This window comes from Paenibacillus polymyxa M1, assembly GCF_000237325.1.
GTDB classification, from domain to species: domain Bacteria; phylum Bacillota; class Bacilli; order Paenibacillales; family Paenibacillaceae; genus Paenibacillus; species Paenibacillus polymyxa_C.
In genome coordinates, this window is record NC_017542.1 from 2,321,331 (window position 1) to 2,347,556 (window position 26,226).

Here is a 26,226-nt window from a genome sequence, read left to right on the forward strand (position 1 = left end):
TAAGGAGAATTTGATATGAAAATCATCGTACTTTCAGACACCCATATGCCACATAGAAGCAAAACGCTGCCTAGTCGGCTTGTACAGGAGCTAAAAGACAGTGACCTCATTCTCCATGCTGGAGACTGGACGGATTGGTTCGTATATGAACGTCTAGCTGAATTTGCGCCTGTACAAGGCATTGCCGGAAACAATGATGGAACCGACATCGTGGAGCGTCTAGGCTATCAACGTATTGTTGAAGCCCAAGGCAAGCGGATTGGTATGGTTCATGGTCACGGCTGGCGCGGCTCGACAGAAAATATAGCACTGAATACGTTTAAGGGAGAAACGCTGGATTGCCTGATTTTTGGACATTCTCATATTCCTGTGGTCAAAAAGATAGATAATCTGCTTGTCCTTAATCCGGGGTCTCCGACGGACAAACGCGGTGAAGACGAATATTCATTTATCGTGCTGACGATTGAAGACGGGCAGATGGAGGCACAGCTTGTTCTTTATCCAGATAAACATTGATTTAAAAACCAACAACTGTTGATTAAAGGGGAAGCTATGGCTATTTTTGATTTAGAACCTATGAAGTATCATGTGTTGATCTGCAATGGAGGCACATGTATGCGACATGAGGGTGAAGAAGTTACCCAAGAAATTCGGGATGAAATTCGTAAACAACATGCAGAAGCATATATTCACACAACCAGAACTCGTTGTAATGGGCGCTGTCATGATGCAGCGGTTGTAATCGTATATCCGCAAGGGGATTGGTATGGTCAAATGACTCCGGCCTCAGGTACAGAGCTGGTGCAGAAGCTCGTAGCGGGAGAGAAGCTGGAGCCTCATCTTTTTCATGAGTGTACACGTAAATCCAGCTCGCAATAATCCAGTCAACTATTAATAAGAACATGAGTAGAGAAAATCTTTCGGAGATTTTCTCTTTTTTGCGTTTAATCCCTGATCTGAAAGGTAAAAGTATACTGTGGACACAATCCGATAGGGAGGGAAGAAAGATGACCCCATTTGAAGATAATTTGCACGGTGAGAATGAGCAAAAAAGCCAGACGGGGAAAGGAACAACAGAGTCTAAACATCAGGAACAGCCGATTAATCGTGATCATGCCGAGCAGTATCCGACAGAGCAGGAAAGCTTGTTTGACCGTTTTGAAATTGAACAGACGGTAGATGCCATTCCCGTAGAGGATTTAAAGATGGAAAGACAGGAGGAGAGAGACAAGGATGCAACCAAGCACACCTCTTCCAGTGAGAAAAAATATAAGGACGGCGTATAATTTTCAACCAACTGGTAATATTTAAAAAGAAATCTCTTGACTTTAAGATATGTAGGATGTATATTAAGTTACGAAAAGTAATTAATTTTTCTCAGGAGGTAACAAAATGACTAAAGACTTCTTCACAGCGCTGAAAGACAGACGCTCCTATTATGGCATTAGCAAAGAACAAGTAATTTCTGACCAACGGATTCAAGAGATCGTAGAGGAAGCTGTGAAGTATACACCTACCTCTTTCAACTCCCAAACTTCACGCGCGGTAGTGTTGCTCGGAGAGCATCATGATAAACTGTGGAATATTACAGAAAATATTTTGCGGGAAGTGGTAGGCAATGAAGAACAATTCAAATCTACTGCTGAGAAAATGAACGGTTTCCGCAGCGGTTACGGAACAGTGTTGTTTTTTGAAGACAACAACGTGATAGCTGGTCTGCAACAACAATTTGAAGCGTATGCAGACAATTTCCCAATCTGGGCCAACCAATCTAACGGCATGCTGCAACTGGTTGTATGGACGGCTCTGGAGCAAGAAGGACTGGGTGCATCCCTTCAGCACTATAATCCTTTGATCGACGAAAAAGTGAAAAACGAATGGGACATTCCTGAGCATTGGAAACTGATTGCTGAAATGCCATTTGGTAAACCGACATTCCAACCAGGTGACAAGGAATTCCAACCTATTGAAGAACGGGTAAAAACATTTAAATAATGATCATAATAGTATGATTTTTCAGGTTTAACCTGAATACAGCGCTGCGGATTATCCGTAGTGCTGTTTGTCGTTTCATTTTTTGGTTATGTAACCATTTGGATATATGAAGAAGAGAGGTTAATTCATCCGTATGTAGGTGATATTATGTTTGAAATTGGATGAGAAGTTTACATAAGTGTGATTGCTTTTTTTGGCAGATGTTTAGCATTTGCGCGTATTTGAAGGAGGAATTAGGACATGAAATACGATTGCATTATTGTCGGTGGGGGAATCGCCGGATTGCAAGCAGCAATTCAATTGGGCAGATACAGCAGTCATCGGGTGCTGGTGATAGATTCGGGCTACGGTCGATCTACGCTGTGCCATCAGTATCATAACATTTTGGGTTTTCCTGACGGGATTTCTGGTGAAGAGCTACGAGGGCTTGGACGTAGTGAAGCCATGAAGCTTGGCACTGAATTTGTTGATGGCAAGGCGGTAAAAGCGACCAAGAGAGATGAGCTTTTTGACATTGAAGTGGAGGCAGGGGCAGTATATACGTCAAAAACGCTGCTATTGGCGACAGGGCTAACCGACCGTTTTCCAAAGCTGGAAGGGCTACAAGCCTGCCTGGGCAACAGTGTGTATGTGTGCCCTGACTGTGACGGGTATGAGGTTCAGGATCGCAGGACAGTCGTCATGGGGGCGGGCAAAGCGGGAGCTTCCATGGCGTTGATTTTGTCAGCACGTACCGATCACCTTGTTTATGTCAATCATGAGCGTTCAGAAGTACCGAACGAGCTGATCGTGAAGCTGCGGGAAAAAGGAATTGAATATAAGGAAGCAGCCATTTCTGAGATTATCACGGGACAACCGGGCTGTTTTGAAGGAGTGCGGCTGGCTGACGGACAAGTGGTTCAAGCAGAGCGGGGGTTCTTAGCCTTTGGAAGCAACCATGTTCATTCAGAGCTGGCGGAACAACTGGGTGTACATCTGCTGCACAACAAGCATATTGAGACGCATCCCCGCAGCAAAATGACAAACGTGGAAAATGTATGGGTGGCCGGGGACTTAGGGGCTCATGCCGAGCAAGCGACGGTTGCGATGGGAGAAGGAGCTATGTCAGCGATCTGGATACACAAGGTATTATCTGGTATGAAAACAAAAGTACCGCAACTCTGAGAGCTGCGGTTTAGAACGTTGGGCGTGTACTTGGTTGAAGATGAGGCTCGAAGCGTCTTAATTGATCGCTCATGCCATACTTGCGTAAAATTTCCGTCTGTTTGATACCGATGAGATCAAAATGAGGATAGGGCTGACGCTGATGTATATATTGGGGGTCCAATCCGTTATGCTTGCACCATAAGCGCAGCTTATCCAAGTCAGAGCACCCCACCTTGGTGACAGTTGTAATGCCTGGAAAGCGGTCATCCAGCCAGTAATGCGTTAGAAAAGCAATCTGGCCACGACTGACCTCTCTTTTCCAGCTCATCAGTTCCTGCCGGGTAATGCCAAATGCCATCGGTCTCATCCTTTCCTGGCTCATATCTGAAAACATGAGCTATTGCGCGGTTGTCCCATTATTTTCGTCCTATTGCTTGTATTATGATCCACATGGAGTAACACAATAACAGGAGAGCGTAATTGGCGATCTCCTGTTAGCGGTTTAGAGCCATCTTTCGGCCCAGCTCTCCACACCATTCAATGCATCACCTAGCTCTTTACCCTTACGTGTCAGCGAATATTCGGTCCGCACAGGCCGCTCTGTGATGACATTGCGAAGGATTAGGCCGGAAAGCTCTAGTTCCTTGATGCGCTCGTTCAGCATGCGTTTGCTAAGATCAGGTATGGAAACTTGAATTTCACTAAATCGTTTGGGATGTTCCATCAAAGTATGAATGATGAGAGCGGTCCATTTTTTGCTGATGATCTGAAAGGACTGTTCCACCTTACCGCACAAAAGCTTAGGCTGCCTGTCGTCGCTCATCTGAATCCCCTCAATTTCATTGTTGTTTTAAACAGTATACTAAAAGTAACTCTGTATACCAATAGTAACTATAATGCATTGTATCAACTGTGACAATTTTAACAGTTTTTTCTCTTTCCTATCGTCAATCATACCACAGAAAACGTTATCATTACAGGATATATCGAATGTTCACGATTTCGCTAAAATTTGATTGACTTGCCCCTTATTTTGGGTGTATTATGGGTTACGTTAATTCCTCAGGTAACTTTTAATAACCTCATCTTTTATAATGGGAAGAAGGAATATTTCATGGATTCAATGACATTTGTCTTATTTGGAGCGACAGGGGATTTGGCTAAACGCAAAATTTACCCTGCCTTGTATAATTTGTTTGTAGAAGGTAAAATTCCGGCTTCCTTTTCTGTAATTGGGATGGGGCGTCGTGAAGTGGCGGACGAACAATTTCAAAGTAATGTAGAGCAATCTATTAAGGATTTTTCCAGACATGTGAATGATGACCGTGCACAGATGGATCAGTTCTTAAGTGCTTTCCGTTACTGTGCATTGAACGTTAACCACCCGGAAGATTATAAAAAGCTGCTACAGCTTGCTGAGCAACGTGAAAATGACTTGGGAATTCCGGGGAACCGCATGTTTTACTTATCGGTGGCACCGGAATTTTTTGATGTGATTGCCCACAATATTCGGGAAAGTGGTTTGGCTGAAACAAAGGGTTGGAAACGACTTATTATCGAAAAACCATTTGGGCATGATTTGGAATCGGCACGCGAGCTGAATGATCGCCTGAGCAGAACCTTTGCTGAGAATGAGATTTATCGTATTGACCATTACTTAGGTAAGCCCATGGTTCAAAACCTGGAAGCTTTAAAATTTGCTAATCCATTGCTTCAAGGGGTTTGGAACAATCAGTACATTGCCAATGTGCAAATTACCGCTTCTGAGACTGTAGGCGTAGAGGAGCGAGCAGGATACTACGATCACTCCGGTGCTATTCGTGATATGGTGCAAAATCACATGCTGCAGGTGTTGATGATGACGGCTATGAACAAGCCGGGACATATTACGGCCGACCAGGTGCGGGATGAAAAAAGTAAGGTGATGGACGCGCTTCGTGCCCTTGATCCTTCTGATATTGCTTCCAACGTGGTTAGAGGACAATATACCGCAGGTGAGATCAACGGAAAAGCAGTTCCTTCCTATAAAGAGGAGCCGGACATTGGACCTGATTCGCAAAATGATACGTTCATTTCAGCTCGCCTTTGGATTGACAATGAACAATGGTCGGGTGTGCCGTTCTATATTCGTACCGGCAAACGCATGAAAGAAAAATCCACTCGCATCGTTGTGGAATTCAAAAAGGACAATACAGATCCTTATGCTGCTCAAGGGCAGCCGACCGATCCGAACTTGCTGATCATTCATGTTAACCCGGATGAAAAGGTAACGCTCCGTCTGAACAGTAGAGATCCGCTGAACAATGGCCAGTTGGAGACGGTTCTGATGAATTATCATTCCGAGGCCAAGGATGTTCCAGAAGCCTATGAACGCCTCATCTTTGATGCGCTGCGCGGCGATTCGACCTTTTTTGCTCATTGGAATGAAGTGGAGCTTTCATGGGTGTGGGTTCAACCCGTACTCGAAGCTTTTACCCGTGGCGAAGTCCCGCTTCACACATATGCGGCAGGCTCTTACGGTCCAGAAGCTTCAGATCAATTGTTGGAAGAACAAGGCTTTACATGGTGGTTGGACGAAAAGTCCGAAAGCTCTAAAAAAGCAGTCGTTCGTGCTTAGTCCAACAAAAAAAGTTTGTACAGAAATATATTTTTGCTACGGCAGGAGGCCTTTATAATGCAAGTAGGATTAATTGGTTTGGGAAAAATGGGTTTGAATCTTGGTAAAAACTTGATCGATCATAAGCATGAAGTTGTGGCTTACGACGTCAATGCAGCCGCAATTCAAGAAATGAAGGAGTATGGAGCTGCAGGTGCTTCTACTTTGGAAGAGCTTGTACAAGCAACTCAATCCCCTAGAGTGCTGTGGATTATGGTTCCTCACCAAATTGTTGATTCTGTGCTGGATCAGCTTCAACCAATGTTGTCCAAAGGGGACATCATTATTGAAGGCGGTAATTCTCATTACAAAGAGTCCATTGCTCGCCATGCTCGTCTGAAAGAATACGGTATCAGCTTTATGGATGCAGGAACTTCCGGCGGGATGGAAGGTGCACGCAATGGCGCTTGTTACATGATCGGTGGCGATCCAGAAGCTTGGGCGGTTGTTGAGCCGATTTTCCGCGATACAGCGGTGGAAAATGGGTATTTGTATGCTGGTAAATCCGGTAGCGGACATTTCCTGAAAATGGTTCATAACGGTGTGGAATACGGTATGATGGCTTCCATCGGTGAAGGTTTTGAAGTGCTGGAGAAAAGCAACTTTGACTTTGATTATGAACAAGTAGCGCGTGTGTGGAACAACGGTTCCGTTATCCGCTCTTGGCTGATGGGCTTGACTGAACGCGCATTTTCCAAAGATGCGAACCTGGACGAAATCCGTGGGGTGATGCACTCTTCCGGTGAAGGTAAATGGACTGTTGAGGAAGCGTTGGATCTTCAGGCAGCAACTCCGGTTATTGCCTTGTCGTTGCTGATGCGCTACCGTTCGCTGGATGCTGATACATTCAACGGCAAAGTAGTTGCTGCGCTGCGTAATGAATTTGGCGGCCACGCTGTAGAGAAGAAGTAATAACGATATAAGTTAGTATCTATCCCCGTAGCTTCATGACTGCGGGGATATTGCTATATATTTTTTTGCTCATCAGGTTTTTGTAAAATCCTCGCTTATGCATATTTTTCCTTGTATATCCGCACAATAGGTAAAAAAAGGCGGAAGGATGAATTGCATATGTGCAAAAGATTTTCGTTATCGGCTGATTTGGATGAGGTAAGGGATCATTTTGGTATACAGCGTGTGATGTATTATTATAAAACACGTTATAACATGAGTCCCACCCAGCATGTTCCAATTGTGCTGCATCAGGATGGAGAACGGGTGCTTGATGAATTTCGCTGGGGTTTTATTCCTTATTGGGGTAAGGATTGTGTTAATGCAGACCTGAATACTGTTCGGGTAAATCCTAGTTATCGGAAGATGGCGGAAACCCGCCGCTGTATTATTCCTTGTAATGGTTTTTATTATTGGCGAAAATTAGGCAAACGCATGTGTGCTGTCCGAGTGGTATTGCCGGAACAGAAAATGTTTGCGGTCGCGGGGCTCTATGAAATATGGCAGGATAGCCGAAAGGAGCCGTTACGCACCTGTACGATGATGACAGTTCAGGCCAATACGGATATACGTGAATTTGACAGCCGGATGCCCGCTATTTTGGAAGCAGACCAAATAGATTCATGGCTAGATCCGTCGATCCAGAACATTGATGAGCTGCTGCCCTTATTACGCACGTATGAGCAAGGTGGTATGAGCATCTATCCGGTGACCCCGCTGGTGGCCAATGATGAACATGATAGCCGTGAATGCATTCAGGAAATGGATTTACAGTGGTCCTGGATTAAACCTTAAATGTATGAAGATTTGTATCCATTATTGATCATAAGCTTCCCGCCACCTGCATAGGTATGTATTGGGGAACAAGCGTCATAATCCGGGGAGAGGGGAAACGGCCGAAGGAGTATCTCATATGGGATGGAGGCGATTGGAATGAGTAACGATACACTCATCCAGCTGCTGGTGCTCATGGTGACGATCATCGGTCTGGTCCAAAACCGGTAACTGACAGGTTCCAGAAGGCGGGGGAATTGCCGTAGGCAATCTTCCGTTTTTTTTGCATTAAAAAGCTCGCAGATTCAGGAAGCTTGCGGTACAATAGATGCTGGGCACAGGTGACAAGACACCTGAATATACGTCTACATACGATGCATTTTTAAGGGAGAGCGAATCATGAGTGAATTAACTTCATTACCCCCAGCTAAAAAAAGAAAATTGCTATTTAGCGCAGGCCTTAGCTGGCTGTTTGATGCTATGGATGTGGGACTGCTTTCATTTATAGTGGCAGCTTTGGCTAAGGAGTGGCATCTCGGATCAGAGCAGATTGGTCTGCTGACTGCGATGAATTCAATAGGAATGGTGTTTGGAGCCGCCTTGGCAGGGATTTTGGCAGATCGTTACGGTAGACGCGCTATTTTAGTGTGGACCCTGCTGATTTTTTCCGTAGCCAGTGGCTTGTCAGCTTTGGCGACAGGTCTCGGAATGCTGCTGGTGCTGCGTTTTATTGCTGGTGCAGGCTTGGGCGGGGAATTGCCTGTTGCTTCGACGCTGGTGTCAGAATCAGTGCCTGTAAAAGAACGAGGAAGAGCAGTTGTGCTGCTGGAAAGCTTTTGGGCGGCAGGCTGGATTCTTTCGGCTCTTATTGCTTATTTTGTTATTCCGAAATACGGTTGGCAAATGGCATTTATTCTCGGCGCAGTACCTGCGCTGTACGCTCTTTATCTGCGCAGAGCTATTGATGATTCACCGCGTTATAAGCAGCAAAGCGTCAAACTTCCGCTGCGTGCACGATTGGCTTCGATTTGGTCGGGACCCCATCGCAAGTCTACGCTAATGCTGTGGATTTTATGGTTTACAGTTGTATTTTCATATTATGGCATGTTCCTGTGGTTGCCAAGCATGATGTTTATGAAGGGATTTGAACTGGTTAAAAGCTTTGAGTATGTCCTAATCATGACACTTGCACAATTACCAGGTTATTTTACCGCTGCCTATCTGATTGAAAAGCTGGGTCGCAAATTTGTACTGATCATCTACTTGTTGCTCACGGCAGTGTCCGCTATTTGGTTTGGAACATCGGAAACGGCAGGGATGTTGTTGGCTGCTGGTATCTGCTTGTCCTTCTTTAATCTCGGTGCATGGGGAGCCATGTATGCTTATACCCCGGAGCTGTACCCAACGTCTGCTCGTTCTACCGGTGTGGGTATGGCAGCTGCATTTGGTCGTATTGGCGGTGTGATCGGGCCTTTTGTGGTAGGTATACTCGTAGGACAAGGCATAGCGTTACCATCTATCTTTGCGATTTTTTTCGTAGCGATCCTGATCGGAGCAGCTGCTGTATGGTTGCTGGGTACCGAAACTAAAAATCAGGAGATTGACTAACCTTTACATTCACCTGTGTAAAGATTCATAATACAAGAGAGAGGAGTGACCTGAAATGGAGCATACCTTTCTGCTCAAGGCAGACTGGAACGGGGGACGCAATAGCGATGGGCGTATTGAGGCCGGACAGTTGCGGACTGCGATTTCAATTCCGGCTGAAATGGGAGGCCCTGGTGTGGGCACCAATCCCGATGAAATGCTGCTCGGTGCCGCTGCTACCTGCTATCTGATTACTTTGGCGGCGATGATGGAGCGTGCCAGTCTCCCGGTGGTATCATTGGCACTGGAATCCGAAGGGATTGTCGATGTAACGAACAACATTTTTACATATCGCCGAATCGTGCATCGTCCGCGAGTTCTATTGTCCGTCGATGCAACAGAATCGCAAATCGAACAAGCATTGCGCCTTGCAGAGCAGGCTGAAACCTCATGCATGATCTCGCGTGCCGTAGCAGGAAATGTAGCATTGTCTACAGAACCTGTGGTGAAGCGCGCCTCTTAAAGTAGTATCTGTAACAGGAGCAATCATTCCAATTGCCCGTCATTTTTTTAATCCAAGGAGGACACAACCATGACAGCACAACAAAAATTGCTCGTATTCGCAGGCTCTTACGCCGAATTGGAAGGTAACGGAGTTTATTCGTATACTTTTAATGAACAGACAGGAGCCCTGACACTACAGGATGAGTTCTCCGGCTTGAAAAATCCTACATTTCTAAATGTAGACGTTAAAAATCGGAAGCTGTATTCCATTGGCGAGACGACTTCCGCTGCAGGAGCGAAGGTAGGCGAAGCCTCTGCTTTTGAAATTGACCCGGTTAAAGGCACATTTACTTTGCTGAATCGCGCGGAAAACGTAGGCTCCACAACATGCCACATTCAACGTGATCCATCCGATCGTTACCTGATTGTAGTCAGCTACCACGGAGGTATGGTAGGACTGATATCTCTGACTGAGGACGGGCGTATCGGTGAATTGCTGGATGTAAAACAGCACGAGGGCAAAGGAGCGCATCCTGAGCGTCAGGATCGTCCACATCCACATTCCAGTTTCTTTAGCCCGGACGGCCGCTTCCTGTTCGTACAAGATCTTGGACTGGATCTGATCCGTATTTATACCATTGATGACAGCAAAGGGCAACTGGTGCTGCACGGTGAAACGAAAACCCATGCAGGTGCAGGCCCACGTCACTTGACGTTCCACCCGAACGGTAAATTTGCTTTTGTTATTAATGAAGTGGATTCTTCCATTACTTCTTTCGCATATGATGCAGAAGCTGGCAAGCTTACTGAGCTTGAGAGCGTACCGACATTGCCGTCTGACTTTACTGGCGAAAACACAACTGCAGAAATTGCGATTTCACAGGATGGCGCTTATCTGTACGGTTCCAACCGTGGACATGATAGCATCGTGGTGTACGCTGTAGATGGAGCCACTGGCAAGTTGAGCTTGGTTGAGCATGTATCTGCCGAAGGCGAGCATCCGCGTCATTTTGCTTTGACACCTAATGGTGACTATATGCTCGTGGCTAACCGCGACACCAACAATATTGTTACCTTCAAAGTGGACAAAGCAAGCGGTCGCTTGACCTACACTGGACAACAAGTAACTGTGTCCAAACCAGTATGCGTGCAGCCTTTTTACTTTTCCGTGTCAAAATAGGGCAACTTCTATATCATGCGGAGTGCTAAAGTGACGGTATGCGGCTTGTGTTCACTACGAGAACGGATTATTCTTCCGGTCGCTGTTGCCCCGGATTTCTTGGTTGTATGTTCAAGGGTATAAATCCGGGGCAAAGGCGAACGCTCCGCTTCTTCAGACAATACCGTCCTCTCCGCTGCTTTATTTCTTTTGGCAACCACTTGTTTATACAGAAAAAATGAATTTGCATATGTTGATGGTTTCGGTGAATTAACTAGGCATAAAAATTTATTAGTAGAAACGGCTCGTAGGATAACCTACAGCCGTTTTTATTTTAGCGCTTAGTCACTTCTAAGAAAGGTCATTGCTTACAAAATTATTCTGAAGTTTTAAGATCACAAATAAGATACGAATAATTTCGGTAAGAAAAGGGTACATATGTTATAAGCAGAACAGTTATCCCATTTGTAAATTTAGGACAGGCACTGTGACTCCATATAGAAGTTGGGTATTTTTATAAAAATTTACATTTTAGCTGAGCATCGGTACTAGTTTGCTAGATGGTTGTTGTTTTGAGACAAACTTATGAAAAATGAGGATGACAAGGATAAGCTGAGTACGAAGCGGACAGATGGGTTTGGAGCAGCGATCGGAGAAACCATCTATTTGCGCAGTGGGCTACACACATTGCACGTATTCTAAAAAGAGAGAGGGATTCAAATGAAAATAATCATTACACAAAAGGAAGCCGCCGACAAAGGAATCTGGACAGAGATTATGGGGATGTTTGCTGTAACCAAAGAGGATGAGGTATGGCAAAATGAAGAGTTTATTCTCACTGAGGAACAGGCACGTCAGGTGGGATTACTAAAATAACAAAGGTAAATAGGACATGTCATCAAGTTTTAAGACCAAGTCTTAAAAAATCGTAACTTATTTTTTATGTATCTGATACACTTTTTAACCGTTCAAAGTTTATGATAGGTACACAAGGGTAATGAAGCTTACAGACACCGTGTACATACCCAAACGGCAAGGAGAGATCAGACATGATGAAATTAGCTTCGAAATGGACCGTATTAACTTTGATGATGATGCTGATTACGACGGCAGGGGCAACAGCACAAGGCTACACACCTGTTGCAGATGCTGAAAATCAGGAGACCGTATATATAAACGAAATGGACATTCGCGATGGACAAATTTATTTGTCAGCAGATCCGATTGAATGGTACGAAGGCGCAGCAGCAGACAAAGCATTTGTGGAGCATGAAGGAAATACAGGATTGGACGGAGCGCCGGATGGCTACTACATCGTAAACAATTCCGTGCAAAATGACGTGTATCAGGTTGCACCAGATGCTTCGGTAGAGGTGCAGATTTATGATCACACAGGGAATATAGAAGATACAGACGTGCAATGGAACGAATCCATTCCTTTGGCACAATTTGAGAAGGATTTTGCCAAAAAGGATGTTCTGGACCTCAGCCAATTTCCATACCATGTTACGCTTCGTGACGGTAAGGTTGTAAAAATCGTGCAGCAGTTCATTCCTTAAACAATAAGCTTATACAGACACGTACTTCTTACTTGATCACAGATCAGGGAAGTACGGTTTTTTATATTTTGTAACAAAAAAAGAGGATATCCATCCCATAAAGGGTGCGGATATCCTCTTCTCTTCATATATATAATTAGAACGATTTTGCTGCGTCTACTGCACGTTGTACGGCAGAAGCAACGATCTCTTGTGCTTGGTCAGGAGCTTGGTTATGTCCTTCCAGTACAACCTTCACGATGTCTTTTACGCCGAAGAAGGTTAAGATGTTACTCATGAAGTTCAAAGACATTTCAGCAGCAGCAGCAGGCCCTTCGGAATAAACGCCGCCTCTTGCATTCAACAGGGCTACTTTAGTGTCAGTTACAAGACCTACAGGACCTTCAGCAGTGTATTTGAATGTTTTACCAGCTTGGTTCAGGTAGTCAATGTATGTGTGCAGTACAGCTGGAATAGTCATATTCCAGAGTGGGAAAGCAAATACGACTTTGTCTGCTGCCAAGAATTGATCCAGGTAACCATTAGCGATGTTTGCCAGGCGAGCTTCTTCTGTATTCAGCTCCATGCCTCTTGCGGATTTGAACGTACCGTTGATCATGTTAGCGTTCAGATAAGGAAGTTCGACGGAGAACAGGTCCAGTTCAGTGATTTCATCAGATGGGTGAGAAGACTTGTAGCTTTCCACGAATGCGTTATACAATTTAACTGTTGCGGATTCTTCAGCTGTACGATCATTAGCTTTGACAAATAATACTTTAGACATGATTTTATTTCCCCCTAAGTAAGTTGAATAGGTAAGTTTAGTTAGTAAGTTACCACGTAATATTACAATATAAAGATAATATCTGTCAACACTTCTATATTAAATTTACTTTGGACAGCTACTTTATTTTTTACACTGTAAAATTTGCGTGTTTCTTTTGCAAAATATCATTTTTGCGGTAAAATTTAAATGTAAAGTCTAATGAAGAGAATGCTTAGATAGGCGAAGAAGGAAATGAACATGGTGCCAGCAAGATATAACACCATAGTTGAACGAAAAAAGGTGAGTAGCTTGAAGATAGGTTTTTTTGATTCGGGATTGGGTGGAATTACAGTATTGTCTGAGGCGCTAAGACGTTTGCCAAACGAAAATTTTGTTTACATGGCGGATACGCTTCATGTTCCTTACGGAACGAAAACACCCCAAGAGGTGCTTGGTTATGTCAAGGCTTCGGTACAAACGATTCTAAAAGAGGATATTAAGGCATTGGTGATTGCCTGCAATACGGCTACAAGTATCGCGGTGGCAGAGCTAAGGAAGGAATATAAATTTCCGATTATCGGAATGGAACCAGCAGTGAAACCAGCGGTCGAGATGAACCGTGCCAATGGTAAAAGAGTTCTGGTGCTGGCGACACCGTTGACTTTAAAACAATCTGGTTATGCAGCACTGGTATCCAGAGTTGACGATCATGGAAGTGTGGACTCACTGCCTTTGCCGGAGCTAGTACAATATTGCGAACAGTTGAATTTTGACCGAACAGAATTGTTCAATTATTTTAACCATAAGCTGTCTTCGTTTAACCTAGATATTTATGGTACGGTCGTATTGGGATGTACACATTATCCATTCTATAAGGAAATTTTGAGAGAACTGCTGCCTTCTCATATTCAGCTCATTGATGGGAGCCACGGAACGGTCAAACGCTTGAAACAGGTGCTGTCCGAGCGTAATTTGCTGGCATCACCGGTAAAAGTGGGTCAACCGCAGGAGGGACACGTCACTTTTCTATGCACCAGTCAGGATGAGACCTATGTCCATAAGATGGAGCGGGCGCTTGAAATCTATGCGGAGCATGAAAAAATCTATTTTTAGGGAAAGAACGGCTGGCGAACAGGTGGGCTAGATCAGCAATCTGAAGCGCCAGCCGCATTATTTATGGATCAGATGCATAGGGAGGTTTTACATGGACATTCAATTCATCCTGAATGAGCTTTATGAAGCAGGCGTGCTTGAAAGCCATATGCAAAATCTCAAACCGCTGACTGGCGGAACTTCGAGTGAAGTGGTTGTTGTTATGGACGGTACCAGACCACGATATGTAATTAAACAAAATGATCCCGCGATTGTAAAAGCCGAGGCAGAATTTTTACTTACCTATGCACAGATTGAGAAGCTATCTCGAGTGATTTATGTAGATTCCCTACATCGTTATTTGGTATATGCGTTCAAGCCAGGATTCACTAGGCAATATAGTGAAGGAAATAAGGGTGATTTGCTGCTCAGTCTGGCGACAGAAGTCATTGCACACTACAAATCCCTTGGAGAAGAACGCGAGTATGGTTATTCGGATCATCCGTTTGTGGAATGGAGAGATTTTCTTCTTCACAGAACAAAAGAATCCGAAAAGATTATACAAGACGTTTTACCCCCAGAGAATCATCGGTTCGTCCATATTCTTGTGGCCGGATCGCCGCAACGGAATCTTAAATATTTGCTTCATGGCGATTTCGGAGTACATAATTTTGTGTTTACCGAAAATGGTACATTGACAGGTATTATTGATCCTGATCCAGTAGTGGGAGAGCCTCTGTATGATTTGATATACGCCTTTTGTTCTTCACCGGATAGGCTGACCATCGATACCATTTTGCCAGCGGTAGAGACGCTTAGGCCAGAGATGACAGGGGAATATGAGCTGAACAGGGAAGTGTTACAGGGATTATACTTTCGGATAGCTACCTGCATTCGCCATCATCCGGGAGATTTAGGCCAATATACAGAAGCGTGGAACTACTGGCTGAACAGGGTTCGCTGAAAGGAATAGAAAGCATGAATATACAAGGATGGAATCACATTTGCTTTTCAGTGTCTAATTTGGAGAAGTCTATACAATTCTATCAGAATGTACTAGATGGAAAACTACTCGTTAAAGGACGTAAGCTGGCTTATCTGGATTGTCTAGGAATGTGGTTGGCTCTCAATGTGGAAGAGGATATTCCGAGAAATGAAATTCATCATTCCTACACGCATATTGCATTTTCGGTAGCGGAAGCGGATTTTGAAAGTATGCTTAATAAGTTGAGAACACTTAATGTCACCATTTTGCCTAGACGGGAGCGGAATGAACAGGATAAAAGATCAGTCTATTTTACAGATCCAGATGGACATAAGTTCGAATTCCACACAGGACAATTGCAGGATCGCTTGGAATATTATAAAAATGCTAAAAAACATATGACTTTTTATGAATGAGTAAGCGTTATCAAAAAATGATGAGCAAATTTTGATTTTACATACGGGAGCGGAGGAATACAGAAGTATGTCATTGTCGCAGGAAAGTGGCTCCAAGCAAGCGCAGGCCGTCAAAACGATGACGGTTTTCGCAATTACTTGGCCGATCTTCATAGAAATGCTGTTTCATATTTTAATGGGTAGCGTGGATACGTTCATGCTGAGCCATGTTTCAGATGAGGTTGTCTCGGCTGTCGGTGTATCCAGACAGTTGATTGAATTTACGATTATACTCTTCAATCTGCTTGGTCTTGGAGTAGGCGTGATCATTGCTCAGTTATTGGGTGCGCAAAAGCATGTGGACGCAAGCCGTGTTACCGCATCGGCACTAACCTTTAATCTGGTATTTGGCCTGGCGCTAAGTTTGATGTTTATCGTAAGCCGGGATTTTTTATTATCCTTCTACCATATTACTCCGACAATCAAGGAAAATGCAGAAATCTATATGATGCTGGCAGGGGGTTCGCTGTTTCTGGAAGCCCTTATGCTAACCGCAGGGCCGGTCATTCGCTCGCATGGTTTTACCAAAGATACGATGATCGTAGGCATCGGCATGAATATATTGCATGTTGTGGGGAATGCATTGCTCATATACGGCTGGTTTGGTCTGCCGCAAATGGGAGTGGCGGGAGCAGCGATTTCAACGGTTATTAGCCGTGTCGTAGCATGTGTGTGGATTTTTATCCTGCTGTACAAACGTGTAAGTGCGCCCATTCGTATCCAATATTATGTACAGCTTCAATGGAGCAAGCTGGTGGCGATCCTCAAAATTGGTATTCCTGCCGGGCTGGAATGGCTTTCTTATCAGCTTAGTCAAATGATGGTGACCCGATTTGTCAGCTTTATGGGTACAACAGCGATTGCAACTCATTTCTATACGAATACGATTGTGTATTTTTTTATGGTATTTGGAATGGCCGTCGGCGAGGGAACCGAAATTATTGTGGCTCGCCTGATTGGAGCTGGAGACAAGGAAAAAGCATATCATCAACTTTTACGTAGCCTGAAATGGTCACTAGTCATTACGATTGCTGTGATCGTGGCTGTATCCTTTTTCCGATATGAAGTGATGGCAATCTTTACGGATGAGCCAGCGATCATTCAATTAGGGGCAGCGATTTTGTTGTTCTGTATATTGCTGGAGCCGGGCCGTGTGTTTAACCACGTGGTCATTAACTCCTTGCGAGCAGCAGGAGATGTTCAGTTCCCGTTAATGATGGCCATCATTTCAATGTGGGGGATTAAAATCCCGTTAGCATATGTGCTAGGCATTCATATGGGATATGGTGTGCTGGGTGTGTGGATTGCACATGCATGCGATGAATGGGTACGAGGTATTTTTCACTATTTACGCTGGAAAGGCCGGAAATGGCAACACAAATCGCTGTTATCAAAGGCTGAGTTACAAGCGGAATCAGCATAAAGCTCATAGAGTTACTAGAGCAGACATTTTCCAATTGAATTGGTTGATGTCTGTATTTTTTTGCAAAAATAAGAAAATTGGGATGTTCAAACTTTTCAAAAATTGCTAGAATATAGTAACCTCGAACACAGTAGAGGTTTTCAAAGTTTCAAAGACGGATGGTTTCCGATTGAATCCATGAAGGAGGGAATAAGATGGAACGTAAAGTGCATATCATTCCTTACCAAGTGATCAAGCAGGAGCAACAAGTGAATGAAATACCGCGAGGAGTGGAGCTGATCCAGGCTCCTGCGGTATGGAACCAGACTCGAGGCCGAGGAGTAAAGGTAGCGGTGCTGGACACGGGCTGTGATTCGGACCATCCGGATCTGAAGGCGCGCATTATTGGTGGCCGCAATTTCACGGATGATGATGAAGGTGATCCGGAAATTTTCAAGGATTACAACGGTCACGGTACACATGTGGCAGGAACCATTGCGGCAGCGGAAAATGAGGATGGTGTCGTAGGTGTCGCCCCGGAGGCGGATTTGCTCATCATCAAAGTGCTAAACAAGCAGGGTTCCGGTCAATATGACTGGATTGTCCAAGGTATCTATTATGCGATTGAGCAACAGGCAGACATCATCTCGATGTCGCTTGGCGGCCCTGAGGATGTGCCTGAACTTCATGAAGCAGTAAAAAAGGCTGTAGCCAGCCAAATCCTGGTCATCTGTGCAGCTGGAAATGAAGGAGACGGTGACGATAGAACGGACGAGCTCGGCTACCCCGGCTGCTACAATGAAGTAATCAGCGTAGGTGCTATCAACTTTGACAGACATGCCTCAGAATTCAGTAATTCTAATAATGAGGTGGATTTGGTTGCACCAGGAGAAGATATTTTGTCCACCGTTCCGGGCGGAAAATATGCGACCTTTAGCGGAACTTCGATGGCTACTCCGCACGTAGCAGGTGCATTGGCGTTGATTAAACAGCTGGCAAATGCAAGCTTTGAGCGTGAACTCACCGAACCGGAATTATACGCCCAACTCATCAAACGCACGATTCCACTCGGCAATTCTCCTAAGCTGGAGGGCAACGGACTGCTGTACTTGACAGCAGTGGAGGAGCTTTCCCGTATTTTCGACACGCAACGCGTAGCGGGAATATTGAGTACAGAATCGTTGAAGGTTAAATAAGTCGTAACCACGGATTATAGCGACTCTCCTAAGCGGAGAGTCTTTTTGTGCGCTTCATATATTTGGCACACCTCCATTTACATCGCATTCATATGTCGGGTAACATGTATTTTAAGGAAATAGTATAGAATAAAAAGTGGGGAAATAGCATGGATCATATGATTGAAAAAGCCAGCCAGCTAAGACATACAGGACAGGCCAAGGAAGCGCGTAAGCTTCTATTAGAGGCGCTGGAGCAGGAGCCTAAAGATGCGGAGCTATGGTATCAGACAGCCTGGACGCATGACTCATTGGGCTTAGAGAGGGAGGCGGTTCCCTTTTATGAAAAAAGTCTAGGTATGGCACTATCCGCAGAATCCAGGAGAGGAGCCATCCTGGGATTAAGCAGTACATATCGTGTACTGGGAGAATACCACAAAGCCAAAGCGTGGCTGGAAACCGGGATAAACGAATTTTCGGACTACAGACCGTTTCGGGTATTTTACGCTATGGTGTTATATAATCTGGGAGAATACGGGAAGGCCATGGAGGGGCTGCTCATGGAGTTAGCTGAAACGACTGCTGACATATCCATACAGGAGTACTCCCGTGCAATTCAATATTATGCTGATAAGTTGGACCAGATCGAGGAATAAGTAGGCCGGAGCAAGGGCATAAAGTGCATTGTGTATATGCGTTTCCTACATAAAAAGATCACAGTCAGAGAGCATGGAGCCTCTTTATCTGACTGTGATCGTTTGCTTATTTATTGTCTAGCTATAGGACCGTATCTGGATGAGCTATGCTGCAATTATTGCGCACCCTCAGTAACAGCGATTTCTTTCTCCAGGTTTTCTCTGGACAGGTTGGCGGTCAAGTAATCCGGTGTATCGGGTAGCACAAGATGTAGATTGGATTTTTGGCAAATGCGAATTGTGCACTTGTCGACAACAAAATCAAAAACATGCCCGCCTCCAGTGCGTTCATCATTGATAAAATGGAGATGAAATCCGGCTACTCCAATCCCTTGGGCATAAGCAGGTGTCCAAAAGCCTGTGATCACGCCGGAAGCGTCATTAAAAGTAAAGGTAGGCTGTGACTTGGTTGCTTCGATAAAAGGTTTGTAAGGCTTCACTTGATGAGGCACGGTACGTGTCTTTACTTCACGAAAAGTGCCATCCATACGGAATGCATAGAACAGATTCCGGCTTGGAAACAGCTTTAGCAGCAGAGCTTCCAGCTCTTCACGGTGCATGGGATGATCAACAGTATATGTGAAATCTTCGCGGAAAAAGGTGACGGTGGAAAACGGAGTGGTTTCTTCCGGTTTTACGCGATGGGCCGTACCGTCTGGAAGCAAGTGATAAAATTCACCATCGAACGCGATCATCTCGCCATTCAGTTGATCAAAGGTACCGAGTCCAAAATCCCCGTGCTTTTGCAGCTCCTCAAAGGCAACAACTCCGTCATAAAGACCATCTAATAAAGCAAGCATGGTGGACGTTTGGTAAATATCATGATCAGTTTCTTGCTTGGTTTCCAGTTCTGCAACGGTCATGGCAATACACTTCCTTATTATAATTGTATGCATTTATTTTTGTTCTTTTTCAATAATAAACGTAAAATTTCAGTAAATAACATAAATAACTCAAAAAAATCATTAAAAAAACCTCAAACTTCCTAATTGTCATAAAGCCGCCACGAGTGATCCGTAGTCAAGACTAGTTTAATTGGTTTGGCAGCAGCTTGCGTCCCAATTGGACATTATCCTGATAGTCAATCGGGATATCAACGACCACAGGACCATCCGTAAGAAGTGCCTGCTGCAATACGCTTTCCAGTTCTTCAGGAGAGTGCACGCGTAATCCGGTAGCCCCAAAACTTTCTGCATATTTGACAACATCGACATCTCCAAATTTTACGCCAGACGTTCTGCCGTATTTAATCTGCTGTTGAAAGGCAACCATGTCATAGGTACCATCTCTCCATACGATATGCACAAGCGGAGAGTTAAGGCGTACAGCGGTTTCCAGCTCCATGGATGAAAAAAGGAAACCTCCGTCTCCAGAAATAGAAACGACTTTTTGACCAGGGTTGACGAGTGTAGCAGCAATCCCCCAAGGCAGTGCTACGCCCAATGTCTGCATTCCGTTGCTGAACAGCAGGCGCCGCGGTTCATACGAACGGAAATAACGTGCCATCCAAATGTAGTGTGAACCGACATCACAGGTGACTGTGACGTTATCATCAATCAGGCTGCGAAGTGTGCGAATAAATTGCAATGGATGAATCAGAAAATCATGCTTGTGGGCTGGAACAGCTGCTTGCTCGTTCAGATCATGGCGTAGACGATTCAATTGGTCGCAGGAGGATTTAGGTAGCTTTAAGGTAGGTAACTCTTCTGCGAGTCCACTCACAATCAGGCCTATGTTCCCGATTAATTCGTAGTCTGGTTGATAATCATGATCAATATCGGCTTGATGGTCATCCAGATGAATGAGTGTACGGTTTGCCGGAATGTTCCAGTTTTTTGGGTCGTATTCGATAGGATCATAGCCAATCGTCAGTACCAAATCTGCGGCTCCAAGAAGCATATCACCCGGTTGATTTTGGAACAGCCCCACTCTTCCAAAATAGTGGTCTTCCAGTTCACGGGAGATGGCTCCAGCGGCCTGGAAGGTTTCGACAACAGGCAGATCTGTATCTCGAATAAGAGCACGGATAGCTGCGGTGGCTTCAGGCGTGCTGGCTTTCATACCGAGAAGAAGTACGGGCAGCTTAGCTTTTCTGATTTGGTCTGCGACTTGTTTGATGAGCGCGGCAGGAGCGGTTCCAAGTTGGGGAAGGGAAACCTTCTCAATGGCTGTTACTTCGGATGACGAAGTCAACACGTCCTGCGGCAGGCTGACAAATGTGGCTCCAGGCTGGGCTGAGGTCGCAATCCGAAATGCATTAGCAATTGCTTCGGGTACATTATCGGGGTGTTCTACTTCAACACTGTACTTGGTGATGGGTTCGAATAGTCCGGCATTATCCATAGATTGATGTGTGCGTTTCAAGCGTTCGGATCTTGGGACTGCACCCGCAATGGCGACGACAGGATCACTTTCTGCATTCGCGGTGACAAGTCCTGTCGCCAAGTTAGACGCGCCTGGACCTGAGGTAACAATGCATACGCCCGGTTTACCGGTTAATCGACCGACCGCCGCTGCCATAAAGGCGGCATTTTGTTCATGACGACATACGATCAATTCGGGCCCCCGATCTTGAAGAACATCAAAAACAGAATCAATTTTGGCACCTGGAATGCCAAAAATATGGGTAACCCCTTGCTTGATCAAGCAATCGACAACAAGGTCGGCTCCTTTTGTATCGGATATAGTTTTAGTTTCAACAGCTTGCACTTTTGTACTCAATGCTACCACCTCTTCTTCTTCGTCTGTGAAATAAATTAATGAAATACTTTCAATGTAAATCAATGGATGTATATTGCAATTATAATACAATAACTGGTATTTTCAAGAAAGAAATTTTCAGAAAAAAGAAGAAAATCATATAAAACGTTTTCAAAGTTTGATTTATCGCGGAAATTAAAATTTGTGGAATTTTCTTGTGGTTTCGGTTATCGAGAAGGGTTAAGAACAGATCTCCCCAAAGGGGGGGAGATCATTTTTATCCGCTCACATGATAAAAATCACTTTCCTCTACAAAGGATAGCGGTTACAATGTAATTGTTGTTAACGTAAACATTAAATTTAAGGTGAAGTAAACCAGTATGACATGATGTACAGGTATCATATTATAGCTGTATTGCCCTGTACAAATCATATGGATTTCTTACTGCTATGGACAATGTAATTGTTAAAAGGAAAGTAGTGTCTCGAGCATTTTTGTTAACGTTAACAAATAGCTAAGAAACATGATTATAGAAGGGATGAGAAAGTAATGACCAAAACGTTTTTAGACGAAAACTTTTTGTTGAGCAATCCAACGGCTGAAACCTTGTATCATCAGTATGCCAAGGATATGCCGATTATTGACTATCATTGTCATTTAAGTCCACAAGAAATTTATGAAAATAAAAAATTCAAGAATATTACGGAAGCTTGGTTGTACGGTGATCATTACAAGTGGAGACTTATGCGGGCCAATGGGGTCGAGGAGCGATTGATCACGGGTGATGGTGAGGATTATGACAAGTTTCTGGCTTGGGCCAAAACTGTTCCTACATTGATCGGTAACCCGCTGTACCATTGGACGCATTTGGAGCTTCAACGCTTTTTTGGTGTCTATGAGTTGCTGAATGAACAGAACGCACCTGTGATCTGGGAAAAGGTAAACCAAAAGCTGCAAGGACCGGGCTATGGGGCACGTGAATTGATTGTGAACTCAAAGGTAACTGTGGTGTGCACCACGGATGATCCGACCGACCATCTCGAATACCACAAACAAATTAGCAAGCTGACCGATTTCCCAGTAGCTGTGTTGCCAAGTTTCCGCCCCGACAAAGCTTTGGAAATTAATCGTGAAACCTTCCAGCCATGGGTGGCTCGATTGGGTGAAGTCAGCGGATTGGATGTTTCCGGGTTTGAAGGATTTTTGAATGCGCTGGCAAGCCGGGTGCGCCATTTTCATGCTGCCGGAGGTCGGGTATCTGATCATGCGCTGGATACTGTAGTTTTTGAAGAAACAACACCGGAGGAAGCAGCAGCCATATTTAGCAAGGCGCTGGAGGAAGGCCATGTGACTCCTTTGGAAGAGGCGAAATATAAGTCGTACGTTCTGGTCTTCCTTGGCAAACAGTATGCAGAACACGGCTGGGCGATGCAGTACCATATTCATGCGCTGCGTAACAACAACACTGCGATGTTCCGTCGATTGGGACCGGATACAGGCTATGATGCTGTAAATGATGGCTCCCTCGCTCGTCCACTGGCAGCATTGCTGGACGCACAGGAACTGGCAGGAGGATTGCCGAGAACCATTTTGTATTCGCTTAATTCGGTTGACTATCCAGTATTGGCAAGTCTCGCAGGCAGTTTCCAATCCGGCGGTACAGTAGGGAAAATCCAGTTTGGTACCGCATGGTGGTTTAACGACCATATCGAAGGCATGCAGGAGCAGATGAAGCTGCTGGCTAATTACGGAGTGCTGTCCCGCTTTATTGGCATGCTGACGGATTCCCGCAGCTTTCTATCCTACACACGTCATGAATATTTCCGACGTATCCTTTGCGATTTAATCGGAACGTGGGTTCAGGAAGGCAAGGCCCCTGAGGATCTGGAACTGCTCGGAGCCATGGTACAAAATATTTGCTACAATAACGCCGAGCAATATTTTAACTTCCCAACGGTTGTTCATAGTAAGTGATGCTACTCTCTAAAGTGAGAACTCACTAACTTCAGAGAAAAGGAGCTCTTGCTAGGAGCTTGTACCAAACTCCCGGCAAGAGCCATTGAAAAACAAAGTAGATATCAATGAATATGTGAAAATAATTACAAGTATAGAGGAGTGTGTAGGTATGGGAGTGCCTATCGTGCAGGAGAGCGTCCAAACTGACAACAAGACAGGTGAGCATATTAGCCTGAAAGAAAAGATTTCGTATGGTATGGGTGACTTTGGAAACGGATTCATGTTTGATTTGGGGCAGCTGTATTTGCTGAAATTTTTTACGGATGTAGCAGGGGTCTCTGCTGGAGCCGCCGCAGGCATTTTCTTGGTCAGCAAGCTGTTTGCCGCCGTCTGTGATCCTATTGTCGGGTCCTTTGTTGATTATCGCAAACATATCGGTACACGTGGAAAATTTAGACCTTTTCTTATCGTTGGAAGCGTTATCCTTGCAATTCTTACGATTCTTACCTTTATTTCGCCGAATATTTCACCCACAGGCAAACTCATTTACGCCTACGCGTCCTATATGATCTGGGGGATCGGCTACTCTATTGTTAATATTCCATACGGCTCGCTGGGTGCTGCCATTACGCAGGATACTCAGCAACGTGCTTCGTTGTCATCTTTCCGTCAGGCAGGATCACTAGGCGCATTATTCGTAACCAGTGTCGTGGTCATGCCGCTTATTTTATTGTTTCCTAACCATCATGTCGGCTATCCGGTGGTCATGGGAATTATGTCATTCATTGGTGTGATCGCTTTCATCATATGTTACCGTGGAACGAAAGAACGTATTATTAGCCAGTCCGGGCCAAAAGAGAAGCTATCTTTAGGCGTGATTGTGCATACCTTTACGAATAATAAACCCTTGCTGGTACTCGTTTTAATGACGATTTTCACCATTTCCGCTTACAATATCAAGTCCGCACTGTTGATCTATTTTGCCGAATATAATTTGGGGCATGTAGAATTAATGGCGTATATGAATTTTATTATTATCGGTTCGTCACTGCTGGGTGTATTGTTCCTGCCCAAACTGGTGCGGCGCTTTGGTAAACGAAAAACAGCCATCTTGGGAATGCTGGTTAGCGTCATAGCCGATTCCATTAATTTTTTGATGCCTTCCAACGTATATATTTTCACAATTCTGGCGAGTATTTCGTTCATTGGTATTAGTATTCCCAACGGGGTTACCTGGGCATTTGTGTCCGATATTATTGATTACGGCGAATGGTCATCCGGGGAGCGCAAGGAAGGGATTACCTACTCCTTATTTAACTTTTCACGTAAATTGGCTCAATCCTTGTCTGGCTTTCTATCGGGTATTGGACTGGCGCTTGTCGGGTATGTACCGAATGTGGTTCAATCCTCTGGAACGCTGCTTGGAATCAAAGCCTTGCTTTGTCTTTATCCGGCTGTTGCCTTGGCTTTGGCCATGCTGGTAATCGGTAAAATGTACAAGCTGACGGACAGCAGACATGCAGAAATGGTTCAAGAATTACAGCGTCGACATGCGGACAACCGCGTATAATTTGTGAAAGTCTTCTTTTCCGGGCGGCTCCTGTGGTATGGTGGGTATATAATTTTTTTAGAGCCTCACTAAGGAAAGGATACGTATATGGCAGCTACTATTAAAGACATTGCCAAACTGGCTAATGTTTCCCATACAACCGTCTCCCGGGCGCTCAATAACAGCCCGCTGATTAAAGAAGATACGAAACGCAAAATTATGGAGTTGGCAGAGCAACTCAATTACATTCCAAATTACAATGCTAAAAGCCTGGTTCTCCAGCGCTCGCATACGATCGGCCTGTTTTTCACCAGTATTTCTGAAGGCACCAGCTCCAGCTTTTTTGCGGATACCATCCGTGGAGTTAATAACGTCATCGGGGTGGATTACAATCTGTTTGTGCGAGGAATTGACGATTACGCTGATTTTTCTGCTATTCATCGCAAGCGTTTTGATGGCATCATTCTGATGAGCCAAAGCGAAGCGGACAACCCTTTTATTTATCATGTACTAGGTCAAGGCATCCCGCTAGTTGTACTGAACCGGCAGGTGTCCGGGGCCGGGATTGTAAATGTGATTTCTAATGATAAGGAAGGCTCCTATGAAGCTGTTTCCTTTCTCATTGAAAGCGGGCATGAACGCATTGCGATCATCGAGGGGGTAGAAGGCTTCAAATCGACCCAGCAACGCCGCGAGGGTTTCATGAATGCATTAATTGATCGTGGTAAGCCAATCCGACACGAATATATCGTGCAGGGTCACTATGATACTGAAAGCGGAAGTCTGGCAATGAAGCAGCTGCTTGCCTTGAAAGAACCACCGACAGCGGTGTTTTGCTCTAACGATGATATGGCTATTGGTGCGATGAATGCGGTATTTGAAAACGGCTTGAAAGTACCAGAGGATATCTCTGTCATTGGTTTTGACGATATTGGTTTCTCGATGTATACGACTCCACCATTAACGACGGTCAAAAGACCGATTGAGCAGATTAGCGAGCGCGGAGCCGCTTGCATTCTGGAACGAATTCAGTCACCGTCCAATGAGGGCGAGCTTATATTTATGGAAACCAGGCTCATGAAGCGGAAATCGACGGCAGACAGACCACGCTGAGTTTTGTTATGTAAAAGAGGCAGGAAC

The 26,226-nt window shown here is 44.7% G+C and carries 27 protein-coding genes; 22 read left to right on the forward strand and 5 right to left on the reverse strand.

Annotated elements, in window-relative coordinates; genetic code table 11:
- Nucleotides 1–15: 15 nt before the first annotated feature.
- The 5 genes from PPM_RS10610 (at nucleotide 16) to PPM_RS10630 (ending at nucleotide 3,159) form a co-directional block, all read left to right on the forward strand.
- Nucleotides 16–516: a metallophosphoesterase family protein gene (locus PPM_RS10610; protein WP_013370833.1), complete on the forward strand. Its 501-nt coding sequence runs from the start codon at nucleotides 16–18 to the stop codon at nucleotides 514–516.
- A gap of 36 nt (nucleotides 517–552) precedes the next feature.
- Entirely contained in the window at nucleotides 553–879 is a 327-nt protein-coding gene (locus PPM_RS10615; protein ID WP_014599689.1) for a (2Fe-2S) ferredoxin domain-containing protein, read from the forward strand.
- Between the two features lie 128 nt (nucleotides 880–1,007).
- On the forward strand, nucleotides 1,008–1,286 hold the full coding sequence (locus PPM_RS10620) for a hypothetical protein (protein WP_013370835.1): 279 nt from the start codon (nucleotides 1,008–1,010) through the stop codon (nucleotides 1,284–1,286).
- A gap of 106 nt (nucleotides 1,287–1,392) precedes the next feature.
- Nucleotides 1,393–1,995: a nitroreductase family protein gene (locus PPM_RS10625; protein WP_013370836.1), complete on the forward strand. Its 603-nt coding sequence runs from the start codon at nucleotides 1,393–1,395 to the stop codon at nucleotides 1,993–1,995.
- Between the two features lie 240 nt (nucleotides 1,996–2,235).
- Nucleotides 2,236–3,159 (forward strand): NAD(P)/FAD-dependent oxidoreductase, encoded by a 924-nt coding sequence (locus PPM_RS10630; protein ID WP_013370837.1) that lies wholly within the window; start codon nucleotides 2,236–2,238, stop codon nucleotides 3,157–3,159.
- Nucleotides 3,160–3,169: 10 nt separating this feature from the next.
- Here PPM_RS10630 and PPM_RS10635 read toward each other — a convergent pair whose 3' ends face one another.
- Together PPM_RS10635 and PPM_RS10640 are read right to left on the reverse strand one after the other, a co-directional pair.
- Nucleotides 3,170–3,499, reverse strand: a complete 330-nt coding sequence (locus PPM_RS10635) for a hypothetical protein (RefSeq protein WP_013370838.1) — start codon at nucleotides 3,497–3,499, stop codon at nucleotides 3,170–3,172.
- Nucleotides 3,500–3,643: 144 nt separating this feature from the next.
- Complete coding sequence (locus PPM_RS10640; RefSeq protein WP_014599691.1) at nucleotides 3,644–3,964, reverse strand: winged helix-turn-helix transcriptional regulator; 321 nt, start codon at nucleotides 3,962–3,964, stop codon at nucleotides 3,644–3,646.
- A 291-nt stretch (nucleotides 3,965–4,255) separates the two neighbouring features.
- Between PPM_RS10640 and zwf the strand changes: the two genes are divergently transcribed.
- The 8 genes from zwf to PPM_RS10675 all read left to right on the forward strand — a co-directional run bounded on the left by zwf (nucleotide 4,256) and on the right by PPM_RS10675 (nucleotide 12,331).
- Entirely contained in the window at nucleotides 4,256–5,758 is a 1,503-nt protein-coding gene (gene zwf / locus PPM_RS10645; protein ID WP_014599692.1) for a glucose-6-phosphate dehydrogenase, read from the forward strand.
- Between the two features lie 57 nt (nucleotides 5,759–5,815).
- On the forward strand, nucleotides 5,816–6,709 hold the full coding sequence (gnd, locus tag PPM_RS10650) for a phosphogluconate dehydrogenase (NAD(+)-dependent, decarboxylating) (RefSeq protein WP_013370842.1): 894 nt from the start codon (nucleotides 5,816–5,818) through the stop codon (nucleotides 6,707–6,709).
- Nucleotides 6,710–6,868: 159 nt separating this feature from the next.
- Nucleotides 6,869–7,543, forward strand: coding sequence for an SOS response-associated peptidase (locus PPM_RS10655; protein WP_013370843.1), 675 nt, complete (start codon nucleotides 6,869–6,871; stop codon nucleotides 7,541–7,543).
- A 378-nt stretch (nucleotides 7,544–7,921) separates the two neighbouring features.
- Nucleotides 7,922–9,130 carry an MFS transporter gene (locus PPM_RS10660; protein WP_013370845.1) on the forward strand — a complete coding sequence of 403 codons (1,209 nt, stop codon included), beginning with the start codon at nucleotides 7,922–7,924 and terminating at the stop codon, nucleotides 9,128–9,130.
- 55 nt (nucleotides 9,131–9,185) lie between these two features.
- On the forward strand, nucleotides 9,186–9,632 hold the full coding sequence (locus PPM_RS10665) for an OsmC family protein (RefSeq protein ID WP_013370846.1): 447 nt from the start codon (nucleotides 9,186–9,188) through the stop codon (nucleotides 9,630–9,632).
- 69 nt (nucleotides 9,633–9,701) lie between these two features.
- Nucleotides 9,702–10,793, forward strand: coding sequence for a lactonase family protein (locus PPM_RS10670; protein ID WP_013370847.1), 1,092 nt, complete (start codon nucleotides 9,702–9,704; stop codon nucleotides 10,791–10,793).
- A gap of 699 nt (nucleotides 10,794–11,492) precedes the next feature.
- On the forward strand, nucleotides 11,493–11,648 hold the full coding sequence (locus tag PPM_RS29615; protein ID WP_013370850.1) for a hypothetical protein: 156 nt from the start codon (nucleotides 11,493–11,495) through the stop codon (nucleotides 11,646–11,648).
- A gap of 173 nt (nucleotides 11,649–11,821) precedes the next feature.
- The gene (locus PPM_RS10675; RefSeq protein ID WP_013370851.1) at nucleotides 11,822–12,331 is read left to right on the forward strand and encodes a hypothetical protein; all 510 of its coding nucleotides are present in this window, start codon (nucleotides 11,822–11,824) and stop codon (nucleotides 12,329–12,331) included.
- A 136-nt stretch (nucleotides 12,332–12,467) separates the two neighbouring features.
- Here the strand turns inward: PPM_RS10675 and PPM_RS10680 are convergent, their stop codons facing one another.
- Nucleotides 12,468–13,094 (reverse strand): FMN-dependent NADH-azoreductase, encoded by a 627-nt coding sequence (locus PPM_RS10680; protein ID WP_013370852.1) that lies wholly within the window; start codon nucleotides 13,092–13,094, stop codon nucleotides 12,468–12,470.
- A gap of 240 nt (nucleotides 13,095–13,334) precedes the next feature.
- On the opposite strand from PPM_RS10680, the gene murI reads away from it, so the two are divergent.
- From murI to PPM_RS10710, 6 genes are all read left to right on the forward strand, one after another.
- Entirely contained in the window at nucleotides 13,335–14,189 is an 855-nt protein-coding gene (gene murI, locus PPM_RS10685) for a glutamate racemase (RefSeq protein ID WP_013370853.1), read from the forward strand.
- Between the two features lie 91 nt (nucleotides 14,190–14,280).
- Complete coding sequence (locus PPM_RS10690; RefSeq protein ID WP_013370854.1) at nucleotides 14,281–15,132, forward strand: aminoglycoside phosphotransferase family protein; 852 nt, start codon at nucleotides 14,281–14,283, stop codon at nucleotides 15,130–15,132.
- A 14-nt stretch (nucleotides 15,133–15,146) separates the two neighbouring features.
- A complete protein-coding gene (gene fosB, locus PPM_RS10695) occupies nucleotides 15,147–15,569 on the forward strand; it encodes a metallothiol transferase FosB (RefSeq protein WP_013370855.1) in 423 nt (140 codons plus the stop codon).
- 67 nt (nucleotides 15,570–15,636) lie between these two features.
- On the forward strand, nucleotides 15,637–17,031 hold the full coding sequence (locus tag PPM_RS10700; RefSeq protein ID WP_013370856.1) for an MATE family efflux transporter: 1,395 nt from the start codon (nucleotides 15,637–15,639) through the stop codon (nucleotides 17,029–17,031).
- A 194-nt stretch (nucleotides 17,032–17,225) separates the two neighbouring features.
- Complete coding sequence (locus tag PPM_RS10705; protein ID WP_013370857.1) at nucleotides 17,226–18,206, forward strand: S8 family peptidase; 981 nt, start codon at nucleotides 17,226–17,228, stop codon at nucleotides 18,204–18,206.
- 149 nt (nucleotides 18,207–18,355) lie between these two features.
- Nucleotides 18,356–18,841: a tetratricopeptide repeat protein gene (locus tag PPM_RS10710; protein WP_013370858.1), complete on the forward strand. Its 486-nt coding sequence runs from the start codon at nucleotides 18,356–18,358 to the stop codon at nucleotides 18,839–18,841.
- Nucleotides 18,842–18,996: 155 nt separating this feature from the next.
- Here PPM_RS10710 and budA read toward each other — a convergent pair whose 3' ends face one another.
- A complete protein-coding gene (gene budA / locus PPM_RS10715) occupies nucleotides 18,997–19,743 on the reverse strand; it encodes an acetolactate decarboxylase (protein WP_013370859.1) in 747 nt (248 codons plus the stop codon).
- Between the two features lie 163 nt (nucleotides 19,744–19,906).
- Nucleotides 19,907–21,610, reverse strand: a complete 1,704-nt coding sequence (alsS, locus tag PPM_RS10720; protein ID WP_172800005.1) for an acetolactate synthase AlsS — start codon at nucleotides 21,608–21,610, stop codon at nucleotides 19,907–19,909.
- Nucleotides 21,611–22,130: 520 nt separating this feature from the next.
- Between alsS and uxaC the strand changes: the two genes are divergently transcribed.
- The 3 genes from uxaC to PPM_RS10735 all read left to right on the forward strand — a co-directional run bounded on the left by uxaC (nucleotide 22,131) and on the right by PPM_RS10735 (nucleotide 26,199).
- Nucleotides 22,131–23,555: a glucuronate isomerase gene (gene uxaC / locus PPM_RS10725; RefSeq protein ID WP_013370861.1), complete on the forward strand. Its 1,425-nt coding sequence runs from the start codon at nucleotides 22,131–22,133 to the stop codon at nucleotides 23,553–23,555.
- Between the two features lie 151 nt (nucleotides 23,556–23,706).
- Nucleotides 23,707–25,107 carry a glycoside-pentoside-hexuronide (GPH):cation symporter gene (locus tag PPM_RS10730; protein WP_013370862.1) on the forward strand — a complete coding sequence of 467 codons (1,401 nt, stop codon included), beginning with the start codon at nucleotides 23,707–23,709 and terminating at the stop codon, nucleotides 25,105–25,107.
- A gap of 87 nt (nucleotides 25,108–25,194) precedes the next feature.
- Nucleotides 25,195–26,199 carry a LacI family DNA-binding transcriptional regulator gene (locus PPM_RS10735; protein WP_013370863.1) on the forward strand — a complete coding sequence of 335 codons (1,005 nt, stop codon included), beginning with the start codon at nucleotides 25,195–25,197 and terminating at the stop codon, nucleotides 26,197–26,199.
- Nucleotides 26,200–26,226 lie beyond the last annotated feature (27 nt).

Bases quoted from the DNA above. Each gene is read 5' to 3' on its own strand.
- uxaC (WP_013370861.1), top strand. From the start codon at position 22,131: ATGACCAAAACGTTTTTAGACGAAAACTTTTTGTTGAGCAATCCAACG.
- PPM_RS10705 (WP_013370857.1), top strand. From the start codon at position 17,226: ATGGAACGTAAAGTGCATATCATTCCTTACCAAGTGATCAAGCAGGAG.
- zwf (WP_014599692.1), top strand. From the start codon at position 4,256: ATGGATTCAATGACATTTGTCTTATTTGGAGCGACAGGGGATTTGGCT.
- fosB (WP_013370855.1), top strand. From the start codon at position 15,147: ATGAATATACAAGGATGGAATCACATTTGCTTTTCAGTGTCTAATTTG.
- PPM_RS10625 (WP_013370836.1), top strand. From the start codon at position 1,393: ATGACTAAAGACTTCTTCACAGCGCTGAAAGACAGACGCTCCTATTAT.
- PPM_RS10615 (WP_014599689.1), top strand. From the start codon at position 553: ATGGCTATTTTTGATTTAGAACCTATGAAGTATCATGTGTTGATCTGC.
- PPM_RS10655 (WP_013370843.1), top strand. From the start codon at position 6,869: ATGTGCAAAAGATTTTCGTTATCGGCTGATTTGGATGAGGTAAGGGAT.
- PPM_RS10640 (WP_014599691.1), bottom strand. From the start codon at position 3,964: ATGAGCGACGACAGGCAGCCTAAGCTTTTGTGCGGTAAGGTGGAACAG.
- budA (WP_013370859.1), bottom strand. From the start codon at position 19,743: ATGACCGTTGCAGAACTGGAAACCAAGCAAGAAACTGATCATGATATT.
- PPM_RS10660 (WP_013370845.1), top strand. From the start codon at position 7,922: ATGAGTGAATTAACTTCATTACCCCCAGCTAAAAAAAGAAAATTGCTA.
- PPM_RS10635 (WP_013370838.1), bottom strand. From the start codon at position 3,499: ATGGCATTTGGCATTACCCGGCAGGAACTGATGAGCTGGAAAAGAGAG.
- PPM_RS10700 (WP_013370856.1), top strand. From the start codon at position 15,637: ATGTCATTGTCGCAGGAAAGTGGCTCCAAGCAAGCGCAGGCCGTCAAA.
- murI (WP_013370853.1), top strand. From the start codon at position 13,335: ATGGTGCCAGCAAGATATAACACCATAGTTGAACGAAAAAAGGTGAGT.
- PPM_RS10665 (WP_013370846.1), top strand. From the start codon at position 9,186: ATGGAGCATACCTTTCTGCTCAAGGCAGACTGGAACGGGGGACGCAAT.
- PPM_RS10730 (WP_013370862.1), top strand. From the start codon at position 23,707: ATGGGAGTGCCTATCGTGCAGGAGAGCGTCCAAACTGACAACAAGACA.
- gnd (WP_013370842.1), top strand. From the start codon at position 5,816: ATGCAAGTAGGATTAATTGGTTTGGGAAAAATGGGTTTGAATCTTGGT.
- PPM_RS29615 (WP_013370850.1), top strand. From the start codon at position 11,493: ATGAAAATAATCATTACACAAAAGGAAGCCGCCGACAAAGGAATCTGG.
- PPM_RS10690 (WP_013370854.1), top strand. From the start codon at position 14,281: ATGGACATTCAATTCATCCTGAATGAGCTTTATGAAGCAGGCGTGCTT.
- PPM_RS10675 (WP_013370851.1), top strand. From the start codon at position 11,822: ATGATGAAATTAGCTTCGAAATGGACCGTATTAACTTTGATGATGATG.
- PPM_RS10610 (WP_013370833.1), top strand. From the start codon at position 16: ATGAAAATCATCGTACTTTCAGACACCCATATGCCACATAGAAGCAAA.
- PPM_RS10710 (WP_013370858.1), top strand. From the start codon at position 18,356: ATGGATCATATGATTGAAAAAGCCAGCCAGCTAAGACATACAGGACAG.
- PPM_RS10680 (WP_013370852.1), bottom strand. From the start codon at position 13,094: ATGTCTAAAGTATTATTTGTCAAAGCTAATGATCGTACAGCTGAAGAA.
- PPM_RS10670 (WP_013370847.1), top strand. From the start codon at position 9,702: ATGACAGCACAACAAAAATTGCTCGTATTCGCAGGCTCTTACGCCGAA.
- PPM_RS10630 (WP_013370837.1), top strand. From the start codon at position 2,236: ATGAAATACGATTGCATTATTGTCGGTGGGGGAATCGCCGGATTGCAA.
- PPM_RS10735 (WP_013370863.1), top strand. From the start codon at position 25,195: ATGGCAGCTACTATTAAAGACATTGCCAAACTGGCTAATGTTTCCCAT.
- PPM_RS10620 (WP_013370835.1), top strand. From the start codon at position 1,008: ATGACCCCATTTGAAGATAATTTGCACGGTGAGAATGAGCAAAAAAGC.